This window comes from Rhodococcus oxybenzonivorans (genome assembly GCF_003130705.1).
Classification (GTDB): domain Bacteria; phylum Actinomycetota; class Actinomycetes; order Mycobacteriales; family Mycobacteriaceae; genus Rhodococcus_F; species Rhodococcus_F oxybenzonivorans.
In genome coordinates, this window is record NZ_CP021354.1 from 1,463,404 (window position 1) to 1,487,238 (window position 23,835).

At 66.9% G+C, this 23,835-nt stretch carries 24 protein-coding genes; 15 read left to right on the forward strand and 9 right to left on the reverse strand.

Annotated features, from left to right (window positions below; genetic code table 11):
- The first annotated feature begins 92 nt into the window (after window positions 1-92).
- Window positions 93-716, forward strand: a complete 624-nt coding sequence (locus CBI38_RS07025) for a Tat pathway signal protein (protein WP_109327555.1) — start codon at window positions 93-95, stop codon at window positions 714-716.
- An 11-nt stretch (window positions 717-727) separates the two neighbouring features.
- On the opposite strand, the gene CBI38_RS07030 is transcribed toward CBI38_RS07025, so the two are convergent.
- The 5 genes from CBI38_RS07030 to CBI38_RS07050 form a co-directional block, all read right to left on the reverse strand.
- A complete protein-coding gene (locus CBI38_RS07030; protein ID WP_109327557.1) occupies window positions 728-1,453 on the reverse strand; it encodes an SRPBCC family protein in 726 nt (241 codons plus the stop codon).
- Window position 1,454: 1 nt separating this feature from the next.
- Entirely contained in the window at window positions 1,455-1,781 is a 327-nt protein-coding gene (locus CBI38_RS07035) for a cupin domain-containing protein (RefSeq protein ID WP_109327559.1), read from the reverse strand.
- A 70-nt stretch (window positions 1,782-1,851) separates the two neighbouring features.
- Window positions 1,852-2,250 (reverse strand): hypothetical protein, encoded by a 399-nt coding sequence (locus CBI38_RS07040; RefSeq protein WP_109327561.1) that lies wholly within the window; start codon window positions 2,248-2,250, stop codon window positions 1,852-1,854.
- Window positions 2,251-2,322: 72 nt separating this feature from the next.
- Window positions 2,323-2,829, reverse strand: coding sequence for a dihydrofolate reductase (locus tag CBI38_RS07045; protein WP_109327563.1), 507 nt, complete (start codon window positions 2,827-2,829; stop codon window positions 2,323-2,325).
- Window positions 2,829-3,629 (reverse strand): thymidylate synthase, encoded by an 801-nt coding sequence (locus CBI38_RS07050; protein ID WP_109327565.1) that lies wholly within the window; start codon window positions 3,627-3,629, stop codon window positions 2,829-2,831. The genes CBI38_RS07045 and CBI38_RS07050 overlap by 1 nt, the downstream gene beginning before the upstream one ends.
- Window positions 3,630-3,716: 87 nt before the next feature.
- Between CBI38_RS07050 and cobF the strand changes: the two genes are divergently transcribed.
- From cobF to CBI38_RS07075, 5 genes are all read left to right on the forward strand, one after another.
- Window positions 3,717-4,457, forward strand: a complete 741-nt coding sequence (gene cobF / locus CBI38_RS07055; RefSeq protein WP_109327567.1) for a precorrin-6A synthase (deacetylating) — start codon at window positions 3,717-3,719, stop codon at window positions 4,455-4,457.
- A gap of 18 nt (window positions 4,458-4,475) precedes the next feature.
- Window positions 4,476-5,342 (forward strand): Fpg/Nei family DNA glycosylase, encoded by an 867-nt coding sequence (locus tag CBI38_RS07060; RefSeq protein WP_109327569.1) that lies wholly within the window; start codon window positions 4,476-4,478, stop codon window positions 5,340-5,342.
- A gap of 26 nt (window positions 5,343-5,368) precedes the next feature.
- Window positions 5,369-6,580 (forward strand): formate-dependent phosphoribosylglycinamide formyltransferase, encoded by a 1,212-nt coding sequence (purT, locus tag CBI38_RS07065; RefSeq protein WP_109327571.1) that lies wholly within the window; start codon window positions 5,369-5,371, stop codon window positions 6,578-6,580.
- On the forward strand, window positions 6,577-7,059 hold the full coding sequence (locus tag CBI38_RS07070) for a DUF456 domain-containing protein (RefSeq protein WP_109327573.1): 483 nt from the start codon (window positions 6,577-6,579) through the stop codon (window positions 7,057-7,059). The genes purT and CBI38_RS07070 overlap by 4 nt, the downstream gene beginning before the upstream one ends.
- A 74-nt stretch (window positions 7,060-7,133) precedes the next feature.
- The gene (locus tag CBI38_RS07075; RefSeq protein WP_109327575.1) at window positions 7,134-7,910 is read left to right on the forward strand and encodes a hypothetical protein; all 777 of its coding nucleotides are present in this window, start codon (window positions 7,134-7,136) and stop codon (window positions 7,908-7,910) included.
- Window positions 7,911-7,923: 13 nt separating this feature from the next.
- Here CBI38_RS07075 and CBI38_RS07080 read toward each other — a convergent pair whose 3' ends face one another.
- A complete protein-coding gene (locus CBI38_RS07080) occupies window positions 7,924-8,679 on the reverse strand; it encodes an amidohydrolase family protein (RefSeq protein ID WP_109327577.1) in 756 nt (251 codons plus the stop codon).
- A gap of 92 nt (window positions 8,680-8,771) precedes the next feature.
- Window positions 8,772-10,163 carry an FAD-dependent oxidoreductase gene (locus tag CBI38_RS07085; RefSeq protein ID WP_109327579.1) on the reverse strand — a complete coding sequence of 464 codons (1,392 nt, stop codon included), beginning with the start codon at window positions 10,161-10,163 and terminating at the stop codon, window positions 8,772-8,774.
- Window positions 10,164-10,420: 257 nt separating this feature from the next.
- Between CBI38_RS07085 and CBI38_RS07090 the strand changes: the two genes are divergently transcribed.
- The 3 genes from CBI38_RS07090 to CBI38_RS07100 all read left to right on the forward strand — a co-directional run bounded on the left by CBI38_RS07090 (window position 10,421) and on the right by CBI38_RS07100 (window position 12,574).
- Window positions 10,421-10,867: an Rv0361 family membrane protein gene (locus CBI38_RS07090; protein WP_109327581.1), complete on the forward strand. Its 447-nt coding sequence runs from the start codon at window positions 10,421-10,423 to the stop codon at window positions 10,865-10,867.
- 67 nt (window positions 10,868-10,934) lie between these two features.
- Window positions 10,935-11,354 carry a rhodanese-like domain-containing protein gene (locus CBI38_RS07095; RefSeq protein WP_109334910.1) on the forward strand — a complete coding sequence of 140 codons (420 nt, stop codon included), beginning with the start codon at window positions 10,935-10,937 and terminating at the stop codon, window positions 11,352-11,354.
- Window positions 11,351-12,574, forward strand: a complete 1,224-nt coding sequence (locus CBI38_RS07100) for an O-succinylhomoserine sulfhydrylase (protein ID WP_109327583.1) — start codon at window positions 11,351-11,353, stop codon at window positions 12,572-12,574. Before CBI38_RS07095 ends, CBI38_RS07100 begins: the two co-directional genes overlap by 4 nt.
- 24 nt (window positions 12,575-12,598) lie before the next feature.
- On the opposite strand, the gene CBI38_RS07105 is transcribed toward CBI38_RS07100, so the two are convergent.
- Both CBI38_RS07105 and CBI38_RS07110 read right to left on the reverse strand, forming a co-directional pair.
- Window positions 12,599-13,378 carry an HAD-IIA family hydrolase gene (locus CBI38_RS07105; protein WP_109327585.1) on the reverse strand — a complete coding sequence of 260 codons (780 nt, stop codon included), beginning with the start codon at window positions 13,376-13,378 and terminating at the stop codon, window positions 12,599-12,601.
- A 79-nt stretch (window positions 13,379-13,457) separates the two neighbouring features.
- Window positions 13,458-14,225 carry a sulfite exporter TauE/SafE family protein gene (locus tag CBI38_RS07110; protein ID WP_109327587.1) on the reverse strand — a complete coding sequence of 256 codons (768 nt, stop codon included), beginning with the start codon at window positions 14,223-14,225 and terminating at the stop codon, window positions 13,458-13,460.
- 351 nt (window positions 14,226-14,576) lie between these two features.
- Between CBI38_RS07110 and CBI38_RS07115 the strand changes: the two genes are divergently transcribed.
- From CBI38_RS07115 to CBI38_RS40915, 6 genes are all read left to right on the forward strand, one after another.
- Entirely contained in the window at window positions 14,577-14,876 is a 300-nt protein-coding gene (locus CBI38_RS07115) for an acyl carrier protein (protein WP_109327589.1), read from the forward strand.
- Window positions 14,873-15,970: an acyl-CoA dehydrogenase family protein gene (locus tag CBI38_RS07120; RefSeq protein ID WP_109327591.1), complete on the forward strand. Its 1,098-nt coding sequence runs from the start codon at window positions 14,873-14,875 to the stop codon at window positions 15,968-15,970. Before CBI38_RS07115 ends, CBI38_RS07120 begins: the two co-directional genes overlap by 4 nt.
- Window positions 15,967-16,971 carry a 3-oxoacyl-ACP synthase gene (locus tag CBI38_RS07125; protein WP_109327593.1) on the forward strand — a complete coding sequence of 335 codons (1,005 nt, stop codon included), beginning with the start codon at window positions 15,967-15,969 and terminating at the stop codon, window positions 16,969-16,971. The genes CBI38_RS07120 and CBI38_RS07125 overlap by 4 nt, the downstream gene beginning before the upstream one ends.
- Window positions 16,972-16,976: 5 nt before the next feature.
- The gene (locus tag CBI38_RS07130; RefSeq protein WP_109327595.1) at window positions 16,977-18,011 is read left to right on the forward strand and encodes an HAD-IIIC family phosphatase; all 1,035 of its coding nucleotides are present in this window, start codon (window positions 16,977-16,979) and stop codon (window positions 18,009-18,011) included.
- Window positions 18,008-19,588 (forward strand): amino acid adenylation domain-containing protein, encoded by a 1,581-nt coding sequence (locus tag CBI38_RS07135; RefSeq protein ID WP_109327597.1) that lies wholly within the window; start codon window positions 18,008-18,010, stop codon window positions 19,586-19,588. Before CBI38_RS07130 ends, CBI38_RS07135 begins: the two co-directional genes overlap by 4 nt.
- Window positions 19,589-19,727: 139 nt before the next feature.
- Window positions 19,728-23,828 (forward strand): amino acid adenylation domain-containing protein, encoded by a 4,101-nt coding sequence (locus CBI38_RS40915; protein WP_250645714.1) that lies wholly within the window; start codon window positions 19,728-19,730, stop codon window positions 23,826-23,828.
- Window positions 23,829-23,835 lie beyond the last annotated feature (7 nt).

Below are 23,835 nucleotides of genomic sequence, written 5' to 3' on the forward strand. Positions count from 1 at the left end.
AGGTAACGCCGGGAACTGGGGTGTCGATAGAGGCGCGAGAGTGTTTACTCATTCGAAGTAACGCTTATCCATGAAGGACGAGGAGAAGAAGAATGAATCGACGGTACTTCGGACGACGGATCGCGGCAGGCCTGACCGCTGCAGTGGCAGCGACGATGATGTTTACCGGGGCGGCTTCGGCGCAGCCCACAGATTCAGTTCCGGCTGTCGACCCCACCACGGCGATCGCCAAGCTGCGGACCGCTGCAGCAGGTAATCCGGACGCCGAGGCCGCCATCGAACGGCTGGCACTCTCACCGACCGATGCGGCCGCGATGGACATCGCCCTGCCGGGCCAGATCTTCCAGGTTCCCGCGTACTCCGACACCGGTCAGGGCGGACCCGTCCTCGGCCAGCTGTACGGCGCCGGAGTGGCAACCAACATGAGCAACCAGTTCCGCTTCGGGTTCTTCGGGGGACCTGGGACCATCGCTGCCGACCAGGCCGGTGCCCAGCTCGAAGTCGTGTATTACAGCTTCGCCACCGGTGCCAGTGGCGTCGTCAAGCTGGACCAGAACAACGTAGCCGTTCCCACCGTCATCTCCACCCCGCCGGTCGCGGGTCTCGGGGGCGGCCTGGTCGTGGCGGCCGTGTACGGGTCGCTGAATCATCAGGTCGGTCCGAACATCGTCAAGAGCACAATCTGGTGGCCCAGTCTGGGGTCGGTGCTCGCCTGACAGTCGAGCAACTAGGTGGCGGGTCCGGCCGGCGGCCGGACCCGCCACCACTCCGTCCAGCGCTGCTCGAGCTCGCGGAACTCTTCCTCGTCCAGGCCGTACACGGCCAGCAGTATCTGAGCACCACCGTGCGGGCGCGCAGAGTTGACCGGCTGCTCGCCGAACTGCAGCAGTCCGGGGCCGAGATCGTCGACGCTGACCGCGGTCTGGTGCTCGCCGACGAAGCACACCACGCCGGACAGCAGGTCGCCCGTCGCAGAGACGGCGCTGAAGTGAGCGCCCGGCCTCGACCCGGTGATCTTGTCGAGGCCCAGCAGATGCTGCGCCGAATCTCCCTGCGCGACCGGGCCTTCGAGAAACAGCGTGCGCCGCTCCGCCAATCCGTGCCGCTCGATGCCGAATTTCAGGAACTGCAGAAACGTGGTCCAGCCCTCGGTGACGTCGTCATACCACTCGGCCGCGTCCGGGCTGCTGTCGCGGGACGGCCGGGTGATCCGCACGAGGGTAGTGCCCTCGTGTTCGTGGAGTGTGAAGAGGTCACCCCCGGCCAAGGCCAGGCTGTACTCGGCAGGGTTCTCGGTCACGTCGCGGAAATAGATTTCCTGGATCTCCGCGTCGAGGCCGTCATAATCCCATCCGTGCCAGCGCCGGATCAGTTCCGGATCCCGCAGCGCGGGCCACACCACGGACGGCGCCGCAGCCACGGACACCTCGATCACCGGTTGCGTGTCGGTCATGTCACATGGCGACGGTGAGCAGGAAAGCCACGTCCTCCAGCGCTTCGACGCTGTGCCGGTCACTCGGGAGAACCAGGAAATCGCCCGAGGAGCCTTTCCACGAATCCTCGCCCGACACCAGGTTCAGCTTGCCGCTGAGAATGAACAGAGTGCCTTCACCCGGGCTCTCGTGCTCCGCCATCTTCTGACCTGCGGTGAGCGCGACGACGGTCTGACGGAGACTGCGCCGGTGGCCGCCGTACACGGTCTGCGAACTGCGACCGCTGGACGTCCCGCCTGCCAACTTCAGTTGCTGACGGGCAAGGGCGGTCAGTGACTTCTTGTCCATGAGTCGAGTATGACCCAACGCGCGCACCGTCACCCGGTGAATGGGGTAACGGTGCGGTCGTGGTGCTGTGTCAGCGACGGGCGAGTGTCCACCCCTGCAGCGCCGCGAAGGCCCCGACCACAGCGGCCTGCAATACAGCCCAGGCAGCTCCGGCAGTGGTGAGATGCTGCCATCCCGCGAGTACGAGTGCCAGGCTGGCGACCACCCACGCGGCATTCGCGACGATGACGGCCTCGACGGCCGCGGTTCGCGGGCGGTCGGGCGCACTCACCGACCACACGCCCACGGCGAAGGCGAGGAGGAACACCCCGATGACCCGCAGAAAACCCGTCGTCGGACCGAGAAGGCCGTCGAGTAGGCCGGCGGCAACGAGATAGGCAAGCCCGTTGGCGCCCGTGACGACGGCGTCGAGGCGCAATACTAGGCGCAGCGGGGAGAGGGCGGTTCGGGCTTCGAGTGCGGCGATCATGTCGGCGATCCTCACGTGAGACGAGTGAACGGGTACGTCACTCAGACTCGCGCCGAAACCGAATGGTCTCAATTACCTCGCAGGTAATGCCCGGGTGTAGGTAATCCACCGATACCGGGTGCCGTTCTTCGCCGATTCGAGCCACTCACCGGTGTCCTCGGCGTACCAGGAGTCGTCGATCGGCGGCGCCCAGGCATCGCCGTCGACCGTGACGTCGACTTCGGTGACGAACAACCGTGTGGCGAAAGGCATTGCTGCCCTGTAGATCTCGCCGCCACCCATGATGCAGACGTCCTCGTTCGCCAGTGCCAGCGCCGATGCGAGCCCGGACGCGGTCTCCGCGCCCCCCGCCATCCAGCCCGGCTGCCTGGTGACCACGATGTTGCGCCGCCCCGGTAGTGGCCGGAACTTTGCCGGCAACGAGTCCCAGGTCTTGCGGCCCATCACCACGGGGTGTCCCTGCGTGACCTTCTTGAAGTACGCCATGTCCTCGGGCACATGCCACGGAATGGTGTTGTCGCGGCCGATGACGCCACCGTTCGCCTGCGCCCAGACCAGGCTGACCTGCCGTGCGCGCACTAGACGGCCACCGGAGCCTTGATGGCCGGGTGATGGCGGTAGTCGACGATCTCCACGTCCTCGAAGGTGTAGTCGAAGATCGAATCCCGCTTGTTCAGCTTCAACGTCGGATACGGAAACGCTTCCCGGCTCAGCTGCTCCGTGACCTGGTCCACGTGATTGTCGTAGATGTGGCAGTCGCCGCCCGTCCAGATGAAGTCACCCGGTTGGAGTCCGGCTTGCTGCGCCACCATATGGGTGAGCAGCGCGTAGCTGGCGATGTTGAACGGAACACCCAGGAACATGTCGGCGCTGCGCTGATACAGCTGGCACGACAACCGGCCGTCCGCCACGTAGAACTGGAAGAACGCATGGCACGGCGCCAACGCCATCTGCGGGATGTCGCCGACGTTCCACGCCGACACGATGATGCGCCGCGAATCCGGATTGGACTTCAGCGTCTCGATGGTCTGGGTGATCTGATCGATGTTCTCACCCGAGGGGGTGGGCCAGCTGCGCCACTGCACGCCGTAGACCGGGCCGAGTTCACCGTCCGCGTCGGCCCACTCGTCCCAGATGGTCACGCCGTTGTCCTGAAGCCATTTCACGTTCGAGTCGCCGCGCAGGAACCACAGCAGCTCGTAGACGATCGACTTGAGATGCACCTTTTTGGTCGTGACCAGCGGAAACCCGTCCGCCAGATTCCACCGCATCTGATGACCGAAGACACTTCTCGTGCCGGTTCCGGTGCGGTCGGCCTTCGGCGTGCCGGTGTCCAGCACGAGTCGGAGGAGGTCTTCGTACGGGGTCGGCACAGTCACGGCGTTCAGTTTAGGCGGCTCCGCCGCCCGTGAGTGGTCTGCGGGTCCCTGGACTCCTCGACCACTCACGAGCGATAGCCTTCGCCCATGCGTGAACTTCTCGTGATCGGCATCGGCGCCGGCGACCCCGACCAGGTGACCATCCAGGCGATCAAGGCGATGAACAAGGCTGATGCCTTCTTCGTCATCGGCAAGGGAGACGAGAAGCAGGACCTCGTCGACCTCCGCACCACCATTCTCGAGGAACACGTCACTGGTCCGTATCGGGTGGTCGACATCGCCGACCCGCCGCGGAACCGCACGCCCGACGACTACGAGGGCGTTGTAGACGACTGGCATGAGCGTCGCGCGGCAGTGTTCGAGGAGAAGTTTGCGGCCGAACCGGGAGTCGGGGCGATCCTCGTGTGGGGTGACCCGTCGCTCTACGACAGCACGTTGCGGATCGTCGAGCGAGTACTCGCCCGCGGAAATGTGTCGTTCGACTACTCGGTGATCCCTGGCGTGACCAGTGTGCAGTCGCTGGCGGCGGGACACCGGATGGTGCTCAACCGGATCGGTGAACCCATTCACATCACCACCGGTCGCCGGCTTGCCGAGGGACTCCCCGAGGGCGTCGACAACGCGGTGGTGATGCTCGACGCGAACACGACGTTCACCCAAGTGCCCGGCGAGGACGTGCAGATCTGGTGGGGCGCCTACCTGGGCACCCCCGACGAGGTCCTCATCTCCGGTCGCCTCCGCGACGTCGAAAGCGAGATCCAGCGGGTGCGGACCGAACTTCGCGAGCGCAAGGGCTGGATCATGGACACGTACCTGCTGCGGCGGTAGGTCAGCTAGCCTGGTGCCATGCCCGAGCTGCCGGAGGTGGAGGCGTTAGCCGAGTTCCTGCGGAAACACGCCGTGGGAGCGGTCGTCGGACGGGTGGACGTGGCCGCGCTGAGTGTTCTGAAGACGTTCGACCCGCCGATCACGGCGTTGCAGGGCCGGGATGTGACGGGTGCTGCGCGTTTCGGTAAGCACCTGGCCCTCGACGGCGACGGGGTGTGGTTGGTCACGCATCTCTCCCGCGGAGGATGGTTGCGCTGGACCGACAACCCGTCGGCCGCCCCGCCGAAGCCGGGGAAGGGTCCGCTCGCGTTGCGGCTCCACTTCTTCACTCCGGAGGGGGCGACACCGGCGTTCGACCTCACCGAGGCGGGAACGAAGAAGCGGCTCGCGGTGTGGGTGGTGCACGACCCGCAGGAAGTGGAGGGGATCGCGCGACTCGGCCCCGACGCCCTGGAGGTTACCGAACCGGAGTTCGCCGCGCTGCTCGAGACCTCCTCAGCGCGGATAAAGAACGCCCTGGTCGATCAGTCTCTGCTGGCCGGCGTGGGCAATGCGTACTCGGACGAAATACTCCACACGGCGAAGATCTCACCGTTCGCGACGGCGAAGACACTGCCGGAGGATTCCGTCCACATTCTGTACGACACGATGCGCACGGTGCTGACCGATGCCGTCGAACGGTCACTCGGTCAGGATGCCGCGCGGCTCAAGGGGGAGAAGAGATCCGGTATGCGGGTGCACGCGCGCACAGGTCTGCCCTGCCCGGTGTGCGGCGACACGGTCCGGGAAGTGTCGTTCGCGGAGAAGTCTTTTCAGTACTGTGCCACCTGTCAGACCGGCGGCAAGGTGCTCGCGGATCGGCGGATGTCCAGGCTGCTGAAGTAGCTCCACGCACGCATATAGTTGTCGCCATGCGGAAACAGGCACCCGAGCGGTTCGGTACACCTCTGACGGCGGGCGCGATACGCGTGATGCTGCTCGGGTCGGGTGAGCTGGGCAAAGAAGTCATCATCGCCCTGCAGAGACTCGGTGTCGAGGTGATCGCGGTCGACCGGTACGACAATGCGCCCGGGCATCAGGTCGCGCACCGCGCGCACACCGTCGACATGAGCGATCCGGATGCGCTGTTGCGTCTCGTCGACGCCGAAAAGCCGCACTTCGTTGTTCCCGAGATCGAGGCCATTGCCACCGACGCGCTGGCCACCGTAGAGGAGTCCGGTGCCGCCGTGGTGATCCCGACGGCGCGCGCCACCGCGCTCACCATGAACCGGGAGGGGATACGCCGTCTCGCAGCCGAGGAACTGGGACTCCCGACGTCGCCGTACGAATTCGCCGACTCGCTGGACGCAGTGCGTTCCGCTGTCGAACGCATCGGTGTGCCGTGTGTGATCAAGCCGGTGATGTCCTCGTCAGGGAAGGGGCAGTCGACCGTCCGCGATCTCGCGGACGTTGACAAAGCCTGGGAATATGCACTTTCCGGCGGCCGGATCAATCACGGACGCGTCATCGTCGAGGGGTTCGTCGACTTCGACTACGAGATTACCCAACTCACCGTTCGGGCCGTCGGCGTGGACGGTGAGGTGCACACCGCCTACTGCGAGCCCATCGGTCATCTGCAGGACGCCGGTGATTACGTGGAGTCGTGGCAGCCGCAGGCGATGAGCCCGGTAGCGCTCGCCCGTGCGCGGGAGATAGCGGGAACGGTGACCACGGCGCTGGGCGGCAGGGGAGTGTTCGGGGTCGAACTGTTCGTCAAGGGTGACGACGTCTATTTCTCGGAGGTCAGTCCCCGTCCGCACGACACCGGCTTGGTAACTCTACGCACCCAACGCTTCTCGGAGTTCGAGCTCCACGCCCGCGCAGTACTCGGGCTTCCCGTCGACACCACGCTCACCGCGCCCGGCGCGTCCGCGGTGATCTACGGCGGCAGGGACGCAGTCGGCATCGGTTTCGAGGGTGTCGCCGAGGCGTTGGCCGTACCGGAAACCGACCTACGGCTGTTCGGGAAACCCGAAAGCTACGTCCGTCGGCGCATGGGAGTGGCCGTGTCCACGGGACCCGACGTCGAGACGGCGCGCAGCAGGGCGCGCGAGGCCGCGTCCCGCGTTCGTCCGGTCGAATGAGCACGGGAGCAGAGGCGCTCGTCGGCCTCGTTATCGTGATCGGGTTGATCGGTATCGTCATTCCGGTACTTCCCGGAACGATACTGATCTTCGCCGCAATCCTGGTGTGGGCCATCATGTCCGGCACCGCTACCGGGTGGGCCGTGTTCGCCGCTGCCACGCTGTTTCTCGTGGTGAGCGGCGTCGTGAAGTACACCTGGCCCGGTAGACGGATGCGCAGTGCCGGCGTGCCCAACATGTCGCTCGTCGCCGGTGGACTGACGGGGATCGTCGGGTTCTTCGTCATCCCGGTGGTGGGCCTGTTCCTCGGCTTCATCGCGGGAACGTATGTGGCCGAGCTCTACCGGCTGCGGGCGCACAACCGCGCGTGGGCGTCGACCTGGCACGCGTGCAAGGCGGTCGGGCTGTCGATGCTGATCGAACTGCTCGGCGCCCTGATCGCCTCCGGTGTCTGGCTGGCGGCAGTGGTCGCGACTTAGGGGTATCCAGACGCAGTCGTCACCTGCAAGTATGGAATGCGGAACGAGATCTCCCATCTAGCGGAGGAACGCCCGTGCATACCAAGACGACCTGGATACTCGGTCCCCTCACGGTCATCGTCCTGGCCATGAGCGGCTGTGGGGACGACTCGTCAGGCTCTTCGGCGGCGAGCGACACCAGCGCCGCCGCCTCGGCGACCACCACCGCGAGCACCACCGCGGCAGCGGCCGCCCTGATGGAGCAGATCCCCTCCCCGTTCGTAGAAGAACCCCAGCTCGAGAGAACCTTCCTCGGCGCGGTGGACGATTCGGACGCCTATGTTGCTGTCGTCACGTCGGGTAGCGACGCTGTCGCATTCCTGTGCGACGGCGACGACATGTGGATGTGGATGTCCGGAACGATGGACGGTGACCGGTTGGCATTGACCGCGCCGGACGGGTCGTCGCTCACCGGCACGATGAGCGACGGAAAGGTGTCGGGGACGGTCACCGGTGCGGGCATGACCGACAAGGCGTTCGAGGCCGCACCCGCGGCGGCCGATGAAGGCCTCTACCGCGCCACCACCAACCGCGACGGTGCCGACTACACCCTCGGTTGGATCATGCGCAGTGACGGGGTTCGGGGGCTCGAACGGCAGGCCGGCGGATCGACCACGGGTGGCATCGCCGTCGACCGGAACGACGACGACATGGACGAACGCAATCGGGAGCGGCGGCAGGAGCGCAGGGACAACGATCAGACCGCATGCGAGCAGATGGGCGGATACAACGACTGGCTGGCCTCACAACCGCAGACACCGCCGGTCAGCGAGATGATGTCGATGAACAGCATGCAGATGGAAGGCTGCTAGCAGGGTCCGTGTTCTAGCAGGGGCCCTGTTCGGAGCTGCAGCGGTACCACTCGCGTGCGTTGTCGCCCATGACGGCATCGAAATCGTCTCCCACCGCCTCCGCGACTATGTCGATGTCGCTGTCCTGGAACACTCTTCGTGAACGGCTGCCGGGGAGGTCGGTGCCGAACATCAGTGCCCGGGGGTTGACGGCGTGAATTTTGCGGAGGACTTCACACACGTCGTCGATGGTGGTTCTACCGAACCCGGTTGCTTTCACGCGTGCGCCGCGGTCGACGAGATCCAGTAGGTAGGGCAGCCCGCGGGTCGACATGCCGAGGTGATCGATACTGACGGCGGGCAGCTTGGCGAACACCGGCTCGAGCGACAACAGGAGGGTGGCGTCAACGTAGAACTCGGCGTGCCAGCCGGCGAGTTCGTACGCGCGCAGTGCCTGCTTGGTGAGGAGCTTCAGATCGGTCGCGCTGCGGCGGAGGTTGAACCGGACTGCCCGCACGCCGGCAGAGTCGAGTCGCAGAATGTCATCATCGGTGGCGTCGGGCTCGAGGTGTGTGACGCCGACCCAGCTGGGGCCGAGTTCTTCCAGCGCGGCAATCAGATAGCTCTGGTCGGTGCCCTGGTACGACGCAGTGACCACGGCGCCACCGTCCACGCCGAAACCTTCGGTCCGTGCACGGTAATCGGCAATGGTGAAGGGGTCAGGCAGGTAGCCGTGATTCTCGAACACCGGGAACCGGGGATCGATGATATGCACGTGGGCATCAAACACGGTTCAATCTTGCCTTGTCGCCGGTCTACCACGCGTGGAGGGAGTGCGAAGGGAGCCTCCCGTGGGAGGCTCCCTTCGCTGATGCTTGACGATCAGGCCTTGTCGGGCTCGCTGGCCTTGAGCATGTCTTCGCGTTCGACGACCTTGATGCGCTCGCGGCCCTCGGGCTCACCGAGGCTGCGCTCGTGCGCGTCGAGGCGGTACCAGCCCTGCCAGGTGGTGTACGGAATCTGCTTGCCCTCGAGGTACTCGATGATCGCGTCCTCGGACGGGTTGGCCGGTTCGGCGAAGGTGGGCCGGTCCTCGAGCAGGTTTGCCACGGTCTCGTTGGCGTCACCCTTGGTGTGCCCGATCAGGCCGACGGGGCCGCGCTTGATCCAGCCGGTGACATAGGTGGCCGGCATGAACCGGGCGGCACCCTCGGCCGAGTCGTCGGCGATGACGCGTCCGGCCTCGTTGGGGACGGTGCCGGCCTGCTCGTCGAACGGCAGCTTCGCGATGTTCTGCGACAGGTAGCCCACCGCGCGGTACACGGCTTGGACGTCCCAGTCGTTGAACTTGCCGGTGCCCTTGACGTTGCCGGTGCCGTCGAGCTGGGTGCGCTCGGTGCGCAGACCGACGACCTTGCCGTCCTCGCCGAGGACCTCGGTGGGTGATTCGAAGAAGTGCAGGTACAGCCGGTGCGGCCGGTTACCGACGTCGCGGATGGCCCAGTCCTGCAGGGTGTTGGCCACCATGTCGACCTGCTTGGAGTTGCGGCGCGCCTGCTCCGAGCCCTCGTCGTAGTCGATGTCCTCGGGGTCGACGATGACCTCGATGGTCGGGGAGTGATCGAGTTCGCGCAGCTCGAGGGGCGTGAACTTGGCCTGCGCCGGTCCGCGGCGGCCGAAGACGTGGACCTCGACGGCCTTGTTGGCCTTGAGCCCCTCATAGACGTTGGCGGGGATTTCGGTCGGGAGCAGCTCGTCGCCGGTCTTCGCGAGGACACGGGCGATGTCGAGGGCGACGTTGCCGACGCCGAGGACGGCGACCTTCTCCGCGTCGAGCGGCCAGGTGCGCGGCACATCGGGGTGACCGTCGTACCAGGAGACGAAGTCGGCGGCGCCGTAGCTGCCGTCGAGGTCGATGCCCGGGATGTTCAGGTCGCGGTCGGCGTTGGCGCCGGTGGAGAAGATCACCGCGTCGTAGAAGTTGTGCAGGTCTTCGAGGGTGATGTCGGTGCCGTAGTCGATGTTGCCGAGCAGGCGCACCGACGGCTTGTCGAGCACCTTGTGCAGGGCGGTGATGATGCCCTTGATGCGCGGGTGGTCGGGGGCGACGCCGTAGCGGATCAGACCGAACGGTGCCGGCATCCGCTCGAACAGGTCGATGCTGATCCCGCCGTCCGAGGCGGCATCAGATTTCATGAGTGCATCGGCAGCGTAGATACCGGCGGGGCCGGCACCGACGATCGCTACGCGCAACGGACGTGTCTGATCAGTCATCTGGAGCGAACTACCTTCTGATGGGCGGACAACGGATTTTCAGCTTAAGTTAAGCCCAGCCTAATCGGGTGGCCGAGGTGTGGCGTCACGCCCCTGCCCGGCGGGGCCCGCACTCGGTGGCGCCGAGAGAGCTGGGCGGCTCCCATTGTCTGGGCTTGCGAATGTCGTGGGTAGTCGTCTCCCGCTTGGGGGGTCACAAACCAGATTTGTACCAGCTGCTCTATACACTGCTGACCACGCCGAAACGAAGGGAAGTCATGTCCGATCCGAGCGAATCGCCGCACAACGCCGCGGGGGACGACCCGGAGGATCCCCGGCGTACCACTGCCACACCGTTCATCGCCGCCGTCGCCCTCGTCGTAATCATCCTGGTCGCGATCGTCGTCGGCAGTATTCTCTCGCCCGCCGACGAGAACGTCACCGAGGCTGACCGCATCAACCGCTCGGTGGCCGATTACATCCAGGCCCGCAATCATGACGACGCCGACCTGCAGAAGTCGTTGGTGTGTTCTACCTGGTCGGACGACCGGTCACCGCTCGCAGGGCGCGAAGGGGAGATCACCCTGCAGGGTGTCGACTCCTCCGAGGTGAACGGCGACCGCGCCCGGGCGGAGGTGCGGATCACGGCCGAGGACGGTCGTGGTGAGGCGACGGATACCTGGCAGCTGACCCGCTCCGGCGACAAGTGGGTCGTGTGCAATTGATGCGTGCCCAGAAGAGGGCCGCTTGCCCGGCAGGGCATCGAAAAGAGGGTTGTGAAAAGCTGACATGGTGAGTTACGCAGGCGACATAACGCCGGAGCATGCCTGGGAGCTGCTTCGCGACAATCCCGACGCTGTGCTGGTCGACGTACGAACAGATGCCGAATGGAAATACGTCGGTGTTCCCGATACGTCCTCACTGGGCAAGCAGCCGGTGCTGATCGAGTGGGTGAGCTATCCCCACGGTGCGCGCAACGACAATTTTGTGGATCAGTTGAAGGAAGCCGGGATCACCGGGGGCGAGGACGCACCCGTCATCTTCCTGTGTCGATCCGGTCAGCGTTCCATCGGTGCGGCGGAGGCCGCGACAGCGGCGGGCATCGGCCCGTCGTACAACGTGCTCGACGGTTTCGAAGGCGCCTTGGACGCCGACGGTCATCGTGGGGCGGTCGGCTGGCGGGCGCTGGGCCTGCCGTGGAGGCAGTGGTGAGTGCAATTCCCCAGGGCGGCGCGTTTCAGAAGGCGCTGCCGGACGGCATCGGTCAGGGCACGATCAGTGTGCGCGGCGGAACCCTCCGATCAGGCTTCGAGGAAACGTCCGAAGCGATCTTCCTGAATTCGGGCTTCGTGTTCGAGAGCGCGGGAGCGGCCGAGGCGTCGTTCACCGGCGATATCGACCACTTTGTCTACTCGCGTTACGGCAACCCGACCGTGAAGATGTTCGAGGAGCGGCTCCGTCTCATCGAGGGTGCGGAAGCGTGCTTCGCCACCGCGAGCGGGATGTCTGCGGTGTTCACCGCCCTGGGCGCCCTGCTGAAGGCCGGCGACCGCCTGGTGGCGGCGCGCAGCCTGTTCGGGTCCTGCTTCGTGGTGTGCAACGAGATCCTGCCGCGCTGGGGTGTCGAGACGGTGTTCGTCGACGGCGAAGACCTCGACCAGTGGGAGGAGGCCCTCTCGACGCCGACCACGGCAGTGTTCTTCGAGACGCCTTCCAATCCGATGCAAACGCTCGTGGACGTGCCGCGCGTGGTGGAGCTGGCGCATGCAGCAGGTGCCAAGGTCGTGCTGGACAACGTGTTTGCTACACCGCTGCTGCAACGCAGCCTCGATCTGGGAGCTGACGTCGTCGTCTACTCCGGGACCAAGCACATCGACGGTCAGGGGCGCGTGCTCGGCGGTGCGATCCTCGGATCACAGGAGTACATCGACGGTCCGGTCCAGAACTTGATGCGTCACACAGGTCCGGCACTCAGTCCGTTCAACGCCTGGACGCTACTCAAGGGCCTGGAGACGATGCCGATCCGCGTGCGGCACTCGGTCGGTTCCGCTTTGCAGATCGCGCGGTTCCTCGAATCGAATGCCGCGGTCGAATGGGTCAAGTACCCGTACCTCGAGTCCCATCCCCAGCACGAGCTCGCCAAGCGCCAGATGAGCGGCGGCGGCACGGTGGTCACCTTCGCGCTCGCTGCCGCCGAGAACGAGGCCAAGAAGCGTGCGTTCGAAGTGCTCGACGCGCTGCGGCTGGTCAACATTTCGAACAATCTCGGTGACTCCAAGTCGCTCATCACCCACCCCGCCACCACGACCCACCGGGCAATGGGACCCGAAGGGCGTGCGGCAGTGGGAATTACGGACGGCGTCGTCCGGCTCTCCGTCGGACTCGAAGACACCGAGGACCTACTGTCCGATCTCGAGCACGCGCTGAGCTGACTACACCTCGCACCCGGCCCGAAGTCAGACCGAGGTTTCGGCCCGATCGAACGGATCCGAGGTGCGCCCGACGAGATCGGCCACGGACTTGAGGACTGCCGTGGGGCGGTACGGGAAGAGCTCGACCGAATCGCGCGTCGAGATACCGGTCAGCACCAGAATGGTCTGCAGCCCGGCTTCGAGCCCGCACACGATGTCGGTGTCCATGCGATCGCCGATCATCAGGGTGTTCGCGGAGTGCGCCCCGATGGCACGGAGCGCGGAGCGCATCATCAGGGCGTTCGGCTTGCCCACGTAGTAGGGGTCGCGGCCGGTGGCCTTGCTGATCAATGCGGCAACGGATCCGGTGGCAGGTAACGATCCCTCCCGGGACGGTCCGGTGGGATCGGGGTTGGTGGCGATGAAGCGAGCACCTCTCTCCACCAAGCGGATTGCGGTGGTGATCGCCTCGAAGGAGTACGTGCGGGTCTCACCGAGCACCACGTAGTCGGGATCGTTCTCGGTGAGGACGTAACCGATGTCGTGCAGTGCGGTGGTGAGACCGGACTCGCCCACCACATAGGCGCTGCCGTTCGGCCGCTGGCTCGCCAGGAACGTGGCGGTCGCCAAAGCAGACGTCCAGATGGATTCCTCGGGAATGTCGAGTCCCGTGCGGAGAAGCCGGGCGCGGAGGTCGCGGGGTGTCCTGATGGAGTTGTTGGTGAGCACGATGAACGGGATTTCGGCTTCGCGGAGCTCGGCCAGGAAGAGGTCTGCCCCCGGGACCAGGTGTTCTTCGTGGACGAGAACTCCGTCCATGTCCATCAGGTACGTCCAGCCGGGGTTCTCTACATCTGTTGTGCTCACCGACCCAGTATGAGGCAGCACCAGGCGGCATGCGCGACTACGCCAGGAGCCGGCCCAGCCCGATCAGGCCGACCACCACGATGGTCACCCGGAGTGCGGCGGGGGACAGGCGACGGCCATAGCGGGCCCCGAGCACTCCGCCGAGGAGCGAACCGACCGCGATGAGGCCCGCGGCGGCCCAGCTGATCCGGTCGAAGGCGACGAGCGTGTACGCGAGCGCGGCGACGATGTTGACGAGCAGGGAGAGCAGGTTCTTCGCGCCGTTCATCCGCTGCAGGCTCTCGGGGAGGATCGCCCCCATCACACCCATCAGAAGGATGCCCTGCGCTGCGGTGAAGTACCCGCCGTACACCCCGACCGCGAACGTGCCGGCCGTCAGCAACAGCAGACGCGGCCGGCTGAGGCCGGCTTCGTGACTACCGCGCTCCTTCGCCCACGCCTGGATCCGCGGCTGCAACACCACCAGCACGAGCGCGAGGACCAACAACACAGGGACGATCAACTCGAACACCGATTCGGGCAGGTGCAGCAACAACCATGCGCCGAGAATCGCACCGCACAGTGACGCCGGGATCTGCCAGCGCAGCCGGGACCCCTGCCCGGCCAGCTCTCGCCGGTAACCCCAGGTGCCGGAGACGCCGCCGGCGACCAATCCCACCGCATTCGACATCGTGGCGGTCACGGGTGGAAACCCGAACGCCACCAGGGTCGGGAAGGTGATGAGCGTGCCGCTGCCGACGACCGCGTTGATCGCACCTGCGCCGATGCCGGCAACGAGGATCGCAATGGCTTCGAGTGGAGTCACCGGGGCGACGTTACAAGGGACGCCTGGCACCCTGCGCCCGGGTTCCGGAGACGCGCGCCGTGGAGAGGTGCCCACCCCATCCAACCTCATGGCGCGGCCGGTGTCAGCATTTGCACGCAGCCTGATCCGATTGCGTGGGTTTTCGGGTTTTCCTGTGTGGCAGGGGAATCTACGTGCTTTGCATCGCCGAGGCCAGCCGTGTGCGCACCTATGCGGCCGCGCGGTCGTGGTCGTGGATGAGCCCGCGCGGACGGACGACGACGCGGCGGGCCGGGAATGGGACTTACCCCGACTACTCTCTGCCTGACACCGCGATGGTTGAACGCTGGTCCAAGTGGGCATCCCCCGCTCATGGACACAGCACACGCCTCTGTGCCCGAGCCTTCTGACGGGTTGGTCGAGCAGCTACGGCAGTACCTCAGTTCGATCACGTCGACGGATCTCGGACCCGACGACGACTACTTCACGCTGGGCCTGGTGAGTTCTCTGCGGGCCCTGGAGATCGTCACCTACATCGAGGGCTCCCACGACGTCGTGGTCGAGGTGGAGGACCTCGACCTCGACAACTTCCGCACCGCTGCCCGTGTCGCCGAGTTCATCCGAAGGAAGCGGGGCGAGCAGGTTCGGGCCACGGACGGGGCGTCGCCGTGATCGGGATCGACACTCTCGTCGCGGCAGCGGAGACGGATGCGGTCGCATGGGACGAGTCGGGGCTTCCCACCGAGGTGATCGACGCTGCCGCCCGGGCCGGTGTCCTGGGTCTGGACCGGGCCCCCGCCTGCAAAGGCCTCGGCCTGAGCGCAGCCGAACTGGGCTCGGTGGCAGAACGACTCGGAGCTGTCTGCACGTCGCTGCGGTCGCTCCTCACGGTGCAGGGAATGGTGAATGCCGCGCTCGACCGATGGGGAAGCGCCGAACAACGGGAGCAGTGGCTGCCGGTGCTGACCACCGGTGAGCTCCTCGCCGGGTTCGCGGCGACCGAGGCCGGCGCCGGAACCGAACTCTCCTGCGTGGCCACCACCTTCGACCCCGCCGGTTCCGATTACCGGGTGTCGGGCAGGAAGCTGTGGGTCACCTACGGCCAGGTCGCGGACGTACTCCTGGTCCTCGGACAGACGTCCGGCGGCCTCACGACCGCACTCGTCGAAACGAGTTCGCCGGGGGTCACCGTGGAACCGGTACACGGGCAGCTCGGCATGCGCGGTACACGGGTGGCGCACATCGAACTCGACAACGTGTCCATACCCGCGACCCACGTCATAGCGCCGCCGGGATTCGGTCTGTCCCACGTCACCGGCACAGCCCTCGACCACGGCCGGTACACCATCGCGTGGGGGTGCGCGGGGATGGCCCGGGCGTGCCTCGCCGATGCGGTGGCTCATGCCGCGACCCGGGTGCAGGGCACTGCCGTGTTGTCCGAGCAGGACGCGGTGCGGTCGATGATCGGCCGCGGTTGGGTCGAGGTCGCCGGTGCGCGCGCCCTCTGTGAACGCGCCGCGCAGGAACGCGACGCACGCGAGCACACCGCCCTCTTCACCACCGTTGCCGCCAAGTACGCCGCTGCGCGCGCAGCCGTGACGCTGAGCCAGCAGGGAGTCCAGATCCTCGGCGCCACCGGATGCGCCGGAGACAGCAGGGTCGGCCGATTCTTCCGGGACGCGAAGGTCATGCAGATCATCGAGGGCGCCACCGAGGTCGCCGAATTGCAGATCGGTGAGTACGTGCTGGCCGGCGGTGTTCGATGATTGCCCCCGTCGCCCTGCACTCGATCGCGCTGTGGTTCCCGGACGACGAGGTCACCGTGGCGGGTCTGCCGGAACTCGATCAGCTTCCTGTGGCGCAGCGCGAGCACGCCCTGTCCCTCGGCATCGACACCGTTCGGATCGGCATCGGTCAGTACGAGTCGGACATGGCTCACGCCGCCGCCACCGCGTTGCTGCGCGCAGCGGACATCGACCCGACCCAGCTCGATGCCCTCCTGCTCGTGCAAGGGAGGGTCCCGCAGTATCTGCTCGCCTCCGAGGCCACCCGGCTGCAACACCGGCTCGGCGCGACTCAGGCCTTCACTACCGGCGTCGGTGACCTGGGCTGCGTTTCCATCTCCGCGGGATTCGCACTGGCGTCCGCGCTACTTCGGGGAGACCCCCACTGCCACAATGTTCTGGTCGTCGCTGCGGCGAAGACGCCCACGCGAGCCCGCTACCGCTCACCGATGACACTGCTCGGGGACGGTGCGGCCGCGGTGCTGCTGACGACGTCGGGGACCGGGCGATACGAACTCGTCGACCAGATCGTCCGCAGCGACGGAAAGTACTCCGACCTGTTCCGAATCGACTACCGGGACGTGCGCGAGGTCGACTGGACCGAGGAATGCACGGACGAGCCGACGTACTCGTTCCGGCTGGCCGTCGAGAGCCGGAAACGCTTCACCGACATCAATGCTGCGCTTCTCGGACGCAACGGTGTGGAACACGACAGGGTGGGGACCTTCCTGATGCAGAACCTTTCGGCCGGTGCGTTCGCGTTCTGGCAGGAAGCCCTCGATGTGCCCATCGACCCGGTGTGCCGCGCGAACCTGGCCCGGTTCGGCCACCTCGGATCCGTCGACGTCGCGCTCAACCTGGAAGCCGCGGCTGCGTCGCAGCGGCCGGGGGACTATGCCGTACTCATGAACAGCAGTCCTGTCGCGGCGTGGAGTAGCGCACTCCTGCGGCGACTGCCGGATCCGACCGGCAACGGGAAGTAATTGCGATGGAGCAGACCGTCAAGTGCGTGGTCTGGGACCTCGACGACACCATCTGGGACGGGGTGGTGCTCGAGCAGGATGTCCCGGTGCCGAAGGTCGAAGTGCTGCGCACGCTCGACGTGCTCGACCGCCGCGGCATTCTGCACGCCATCGCGAGCCGCGGAGAGTTCGAACCCGCTGTCGCTCATCTGCGCGCCCATGGCCTCGAGGAACTGTTCTGCGCCGTCGACGTCGGATGGGGGCCCAAATCCGGTGCAGTGCGGCGGATAGCGGAGACGCTGCACATCGGTCTCGACACGGTGGCCTTCGTCGACAACGATCCGGTCGAGCGCGCCGAGGTCGCCGGGGCGTTGCCGTCGGTGCGGTGTTATCCGGCCGAGAGTATCGCTTCCTTCCCCGATCTGCCCGAGCTGACTCCGGAGTCGATCACGGCCGAGGCAGCGGGGCGCCGCGCGCTGTACCGCGCCGAGCGGATCCGGCAGAGCAGTGAGGAGGTGTTCGCGGGATCGAGCGCCGAGTTCCTCGCCTCGCTGGGCTTGGTGATGACCGTGCGCAGGGCAGAGGACGAGGACCTGGCGCGGGCACACGAACTCACCGTGCGTTCACATCAACTCAACACCACCGGTCGCACCTTCGGCATCGACGAACTCCGCAGACTGTGCCGTTCGGATCGCCACGAGGTGCTCGTGGCTGCCCTGGAGGACCGTTTCGGTGGATACGGAACCATAGGACTCGCCGTGTCGGAGTTCCGTGGAGACGACTCGGTGCTCCAGTTGCTGTTGATGTCGTGCCGAGTGATGTCCCGCGGAGTGGGCGCGGCCCTGATCCAGCATGTCGTCGACCGGGCGCGGGCGCGGGGACAGCAGCCCTGTGCGGAATTCGTGGCCACCGAGGTCAACCGCGTGATGCTCGTGACCCTGCGTTTCGGTGGGTTCGAGGTCGCCGCGACGGACCACGATCGGTTACTGCTGCGGCACAATGGCATTGCTCACGGTGGACCGAACACCGATCACGTCCGCATCGTGAGCGCGGTGCCATGAGCGCCTGGTGTCCGGGTGACGAGGTGATCGCGGGGATTCTCGAGCAATGCTCACGGGTTCCCGGGCGGATCGCGATAGCGGTGGGGGATCGAGCCCTGACCTATGCCGAGCTCGATTCGGCGAGTGCGGAACTCGCCGCCGAGCTGGTGTCGACCGGCGTGCGGCCGGGCCTGGTGGTTCTGATCTATCGGAAGCAGAGCACCGACACGATGGTGGCGATGATCGCCGCCCTGCGGGCGGGCGCCGCCTGGTGCGTCATAGAACCTGGCCACCCGGCGATGCAACTACGCGCCCTGCTGTCGGACGTCGACTGCGGGGCCATCGTGTTCGATTCCTCGGATCCGGCCACCTCCACGGAGGGTGTCGGTGCCCTCGCCGGTGAAGCCGGTGCCGGCGTGCCTGCATTGATCGACCGGCACCGGGAATCACCGCCGCGGTCACGTGCGATCGGCCTTCCCGAACGCGTCCCCGCAGGCGCTCCCGCCTATGTGATCACCACCTCGGGAACGACCGGAGTTCCCAAAGCCGTCGTGGTCACCCGCGCCAATCTGGCGAGCATGGTCGCGGGGCGGAACTACGACTACGAGGAGTCCGATCTAGTCACCTTCTCCGCGTTTCGTCTGACGTGGGACGGCGCCCTCCTGAAGACGATCTGGGCGCTCTGCACCGGCGGCACCAGCGTGCTCCCCGATGCGGGCGGTATGCGCAATGCCGAGGCCGTCGCAGCGCTCGCAGGGAAGTGGCGGGCAACCCATCTGGCCGCGACACCGTCGTTCTACCGCCTGCTGCTGCCGCACCTCGCTCCGCTCCGCTCGCACCTGCAGTGGGTGACCCTGGCCGGCGAGGCGCTTCCCGCGACGCTCGTCGAACGGCACCGCGCCGTGCTGCCGGGCGTGCCGCTGGGCAACGAGTACGGGCCCACCGAGACCACCGTCAGCTGCGTTGCGCACCGGGTGCGTGAACTGCCCGCGTCGATCGCCCCGATCGGCAGGCCGCTGGGTGCGACGACGGCGCACATCCTCGACGCGAAGCTGGTTCCCGTGCCGCCGGGAACGGTGGGGGATCTTTACCTCGGTGGTCCCCAGATCGCGGCGGGATACGCCCATCGCCCCGCGGGCACCGCAGCCCGCTTCGTGGCCGACCCGTTCGCCACCGATCCCGGTGCCCGGATGTACCACGCGGGTGACCTCGCACGCGTCGATGTCCGCGGCGACATCGAGTTCTGCGGACGGGTCGACGGTCAGGTGAAGGTGCGGGGAGCGAGGGTGGAGCGGCACGCGGTGGAGTCGGTGCTCGAGAGTCACCCGGCGATCCGTCAGGCGGTGGTGCTCGCGACCGTGGACGAGTACGGCGACACCGCCCTCACCGCGTTCTGGGTTCCCGCCCAGGCGGCGACCCTCCTGCCCACCACCCGCGACCTGATCGCGCATTGCGCCGAGCGTCTGGTCGCGCAGGCGGTGCCCGCCCATTTCATGGCGCTCGGCGCCCTTCCCCTAGCGGCGAGCAGCAAGGTCGACGAAGCGGCGCTGCGGACATTGCTGGAAAAGTCCGAGATGAACGGCGGTGGCGGCGGTTGACAGTGTGCTGGATTGGAGGCAGTCTCGATCTTCTCGGGGATTTCGTTGCGTGGTCAGGGTGAGGGCAGGTAGTCCGTCACCGTGGTTGATTGCTCCCGGATGCGAAGGCGATGGGGGCCTTGGCTGGGATGCGATTGCGATGGAGCGACGAGCAGCGAGGGGGTCGGTCGGCGAACCCGCCTGTGTCGCCGACACTCCCGCCCGTTTCCCCGCTTCACCAGCCTCACCGTTTCCACTGTCCGCCGCGCAGTACGAGGCCTGGTTGGCGCAGCAGCTCGCACCGGACGTGCCGTTGTGTATCGCGCAGTATGTGGAGTTGCACGGAAACCTGGACGTCGATCTCCTCAGGTCTGCCACGGTGGCCGCCGCCGACGAGTTCGGGTCGCCGTTCTTGCGTCTGATCGAAATCGAGGGCCGCCCGTTCCAGCTGGTCGACCCTTCGACGGACCGATCCATCGGGCTGGTCGACTTCCGCGGAGAGGTCGACCCGGAAGACGCGGCTCGCCGGTGGATGCGGGCGGACTGCGCCACGCCGATCGACCTGACCCACGACCGCCTCGTCGAATCCTCGATTCTGCGGGTCGATGACGAGCACTACCTGTGGTACAGCAAGATTCATCACGTGGCGCTGGACGGCTACGGCGCAATGACGATGCTCAACCGGATCGCGGCCCGATACAGTGCCGCGATTGCGGACCGGGAGCCGCCACCGAATGGGGCTGTCGATCCCCGGTACCTCCTCGACGTGGACGAGCAGTACCGATCGTCGAGCCGCTTCGCCGCGGACCGCCAGTTCTGGGCCGAGCGGATCGCCGGACTCGGTCCTGCACCGAGCCTGGCTCGCAGGGCCGCACCCGCGGTGGCCGACAGCACCGACATCGCGGGACCGCTGCCCGAGGCGGCCGAGCGTGCGCTGCGCGAGGCCGGGCAGCACGGCACGGCGACAGTCATCGCCGGGTTCGCCTGCTACCTCGCACGCATGACGGGACGCCGGAACGTGCTGGTCACTATCCCGGTGTCGGCGCGAACGACGGCGGTTCTGCGACGTTCGGGCGGCATGGTGGCCGGTATCGTGCCGCTGCCGGTGGAAATCCGGCCCGAAGACACGGTGGGCGAGTTGGTCGAACGAGTCCGGCTCGACCTCCTGGGTGCCCTGCGACACCAGCGTTTCGGGCTCGGGGACATTCGCCGCGACGCAGGGGCGGGCGCCGCCGACACGCTGTCCGGGCCGATGGTCAACGTGATGCTCTTCCATCAAGAGCTGAGGCTCGGCACCCTCGTGGGCGAGTACCACATCGTCACGTCCGGGCCGGTGGAAGATCTGCTCATCGACGTGTACCAGAGCGGTGCGCCGGTGAAGACCTTTGTCCACTTCCTGGCGAATCCGAACCGGTACGACGCCGAGGAGGTCGGTGCCCACCACTGCCGGTTCGTGGAACTGCTCGACGAGTTCCTCCGGGCGGACGCGGACGCCGCGATCAGCACCGTCCACCACGACACCGCCAGATTGGATTTCTGGACACGGACGCTGGCGGACGCGCCGCCGCTGATCGAGCTGCCTGCCGACCGGCCCCGGCCACCCCGGCCGTCCGGGCGCAGCGCCGCCGTGGAGGTGGCGATCGGCGCAGCTCTGCGGCATGGGCTGACGACGTTCGCGGCCGAGTACCGCACCGACGTGTTCACGGTGGTCCACGCTGCACTCGCTCTGCTGCTGTCGCGGGTAGCGCGTACCGCGGACGTGGTCGTCGGAACCGCGGTGGGCACGGAGGTGCAGGTGTCGCGGACCCGGGTGCGCGGCAGCGAACCGTTCACCGAGTTGGTCGAGAGGGTGCGGGACTCGGCACGAGAGGCGGCCGCTCACCGCGGCGTGTCATGGGAGCAGATCGTGGACGCGCTCGACCCGCCGCGGTCCCGATCACATGCGCCACTGTTCCAAGTGCTGCTCGACTACCGAGACCGAGGCTGGGACCTCGGCGATCTCGACCTGCTGGTGACCGTGGACGAGCGTCATGATCAGGTCCGATTCACCTATGCCGCAGACCTGTTCGACGCCGATACAGTCTCGGGCTTCGGTCATCGGCTGCTCCGACTCGCGGATGCCGCCCTCGATGACCCGTCCGTCCCGGTCGGCGACATCGATCTGCTCGCGCCGGCCGAGTACACGCTTCTCCTCGAGTGGTCGACGCTCCCCACGTCGCCCCCACGTCGGACGTTGACCGAGCTGTTCGCAGTGCGGGCGGCGGGCACACCTGATGCCACCGCGGTCGTGGCGGGCGGCGAACGGCTCTCGTACGGCCGGTTGGACGCCCGGTCCAATCGCCTTGCCCGGCAGCTTCTGTCGACGGGGGTGGGTCCGCAATCCCTGGTCGCGGTCGCGGCACCGCGGTCGGCCGCGCTGGTGGTCGCGCTGGTCGCCGTCGTCAAGGCCGGTGCGGCGTATCTCCCGATCGACGTCGATCACCCCGGTGAGCGGTCGGCGCTCGTGCTCGACGACGCCCGACCGGTGTGTCTTCTCGCCACGCAGGACACCGCAGCGGCACTGGCACCGTCGAATATCCCTGTCGTCCTGCTCGATTCGGGGGAAGCCGAGCTCGATACCGTTTCAGCGCTGCCGGTGACGGACGCCGAGCGGGCGCCGATCAACCCGGATTCGCTGGCGTACGTGGTCTACACGTCGGGATCGACGGGCAGGCCGAAGGGCGTGGCAGTGTCGCATGGCAACGTGGTGGCCCTCTTCGCGAGCGCCGAGCAGCTGTTCCGGTTCGACGGCACCGACGTCTGGACGATGTTCCACTCACCGGCGTTCGACTTCTCCGTCTGGGAGCTGTGGGGCGCTCTGCTCCACGGGGCGACGCTCGTGGTCGCCGACTTCGACACCACCCGTTCGCCGGCACAGTTCCTCGAAGTGCTGCGCCGCGAACGGGTGACGGTGCTGAGCCAGACGCCCACGGCGTTCGCCCAGCTGATCGAGGCGGAAGCCACGAATGAAGGCGCCGAACCACTCCCGCTGCGATACGTCGTGCTCGGCGGTGAGGCGCTCGACCTCGGGCAGCTCGCACGCTGGTACTCGCGGCACGACGACAACGCGCCCGTACTCGTCAACATGTACGGCATCACGGAGACGACGGTGCACGTCAGTCACCTTCCCCTCGACCCGGAGTTCGCAGCCGCCGCATGGACGAGTGTGATCGGGCGGGCCATTCCGGGTTTCCGCGTATCGGTGCTCGACCCGCGACTCCATCCTGTGCCGGTGGGCGTGGCCGGTGAACTGTACGTTTCGGGACCGCAAGTGGCGCGCGGCTATCTGGGCCGCGCCGGGCTCACGGCATCCCGTTTCGTCGCGGACATGTCCGGGTCGCGCATGTACCGGACCGGTGACGTGGTGCGGTGGCGCCGGGACGGACATCTCGAGTACCTGGGGCGCGATGACCAGCAGGTCGAGATCCGCGGATTCCGCGTGGAGCTCGGCGAGGTGGAATCGGTGCTGGGCCGCTGCGACGGGGTGGCGCGGGCGGTGGTGACGCTGCACCGGAACGAGGTGACCGGCCCGGCCCTTGCCGCCTACGTGGTACCCGAACCGGGGGCGCTCATCGACCCGGGGGCCGTCCTCGAGGCAGCGGAATCCGCTCTTCCCTCGTACATGGTTCCCGGGTCGGTGACCGTTCTCAACCAGCTGCCGCTCACCGTCAACGGCAAGATCGACCGGGCGGCGCTCCCGTCTCCGGTAGTGCAGGCCCGTGCCGACTTCGTCGCACCCGGCTCTGCCGTCGAGGAGGTGCTGGCGGCTGTCTTCGCGGAGTTGCTGAACGTGCCGTCCGTCGGTATCGACGACGACTTCTTCGGACTGGGCGGCAACTCGCTGGTCGCCGCCAGGGCCGCGGCCCGAATCCAGACCGAACTCGGCGCGGGTGTGGGCGTGCGCGACCTCTTCGAGGCCCCGACGATCCGGTTGCTGGCGACTCGCGTGGGTAGGGCTGCGACGACGACGCGGCCACCGCTGGTCCCGACGGATCGCTCCTCACCGGTGCCGGTGTCCCTCGCGCAAACGCGGATGTGGTTTCTCGACCAGTTCGACACGACGTCGCCCGCCTACAACATTGCAGCGGCCTTCCGATTGCGCGGGCCTCTCGACGCCGCCGCGCTGGAGGCCGCATTGACCGATGTGGTGGACCGTCACGAGATTCTGCGGACCGTGTCCCGCTGGCCGGAGACACCCCCGTGCAGTCGGTACTCCCGGTGAGGGACGC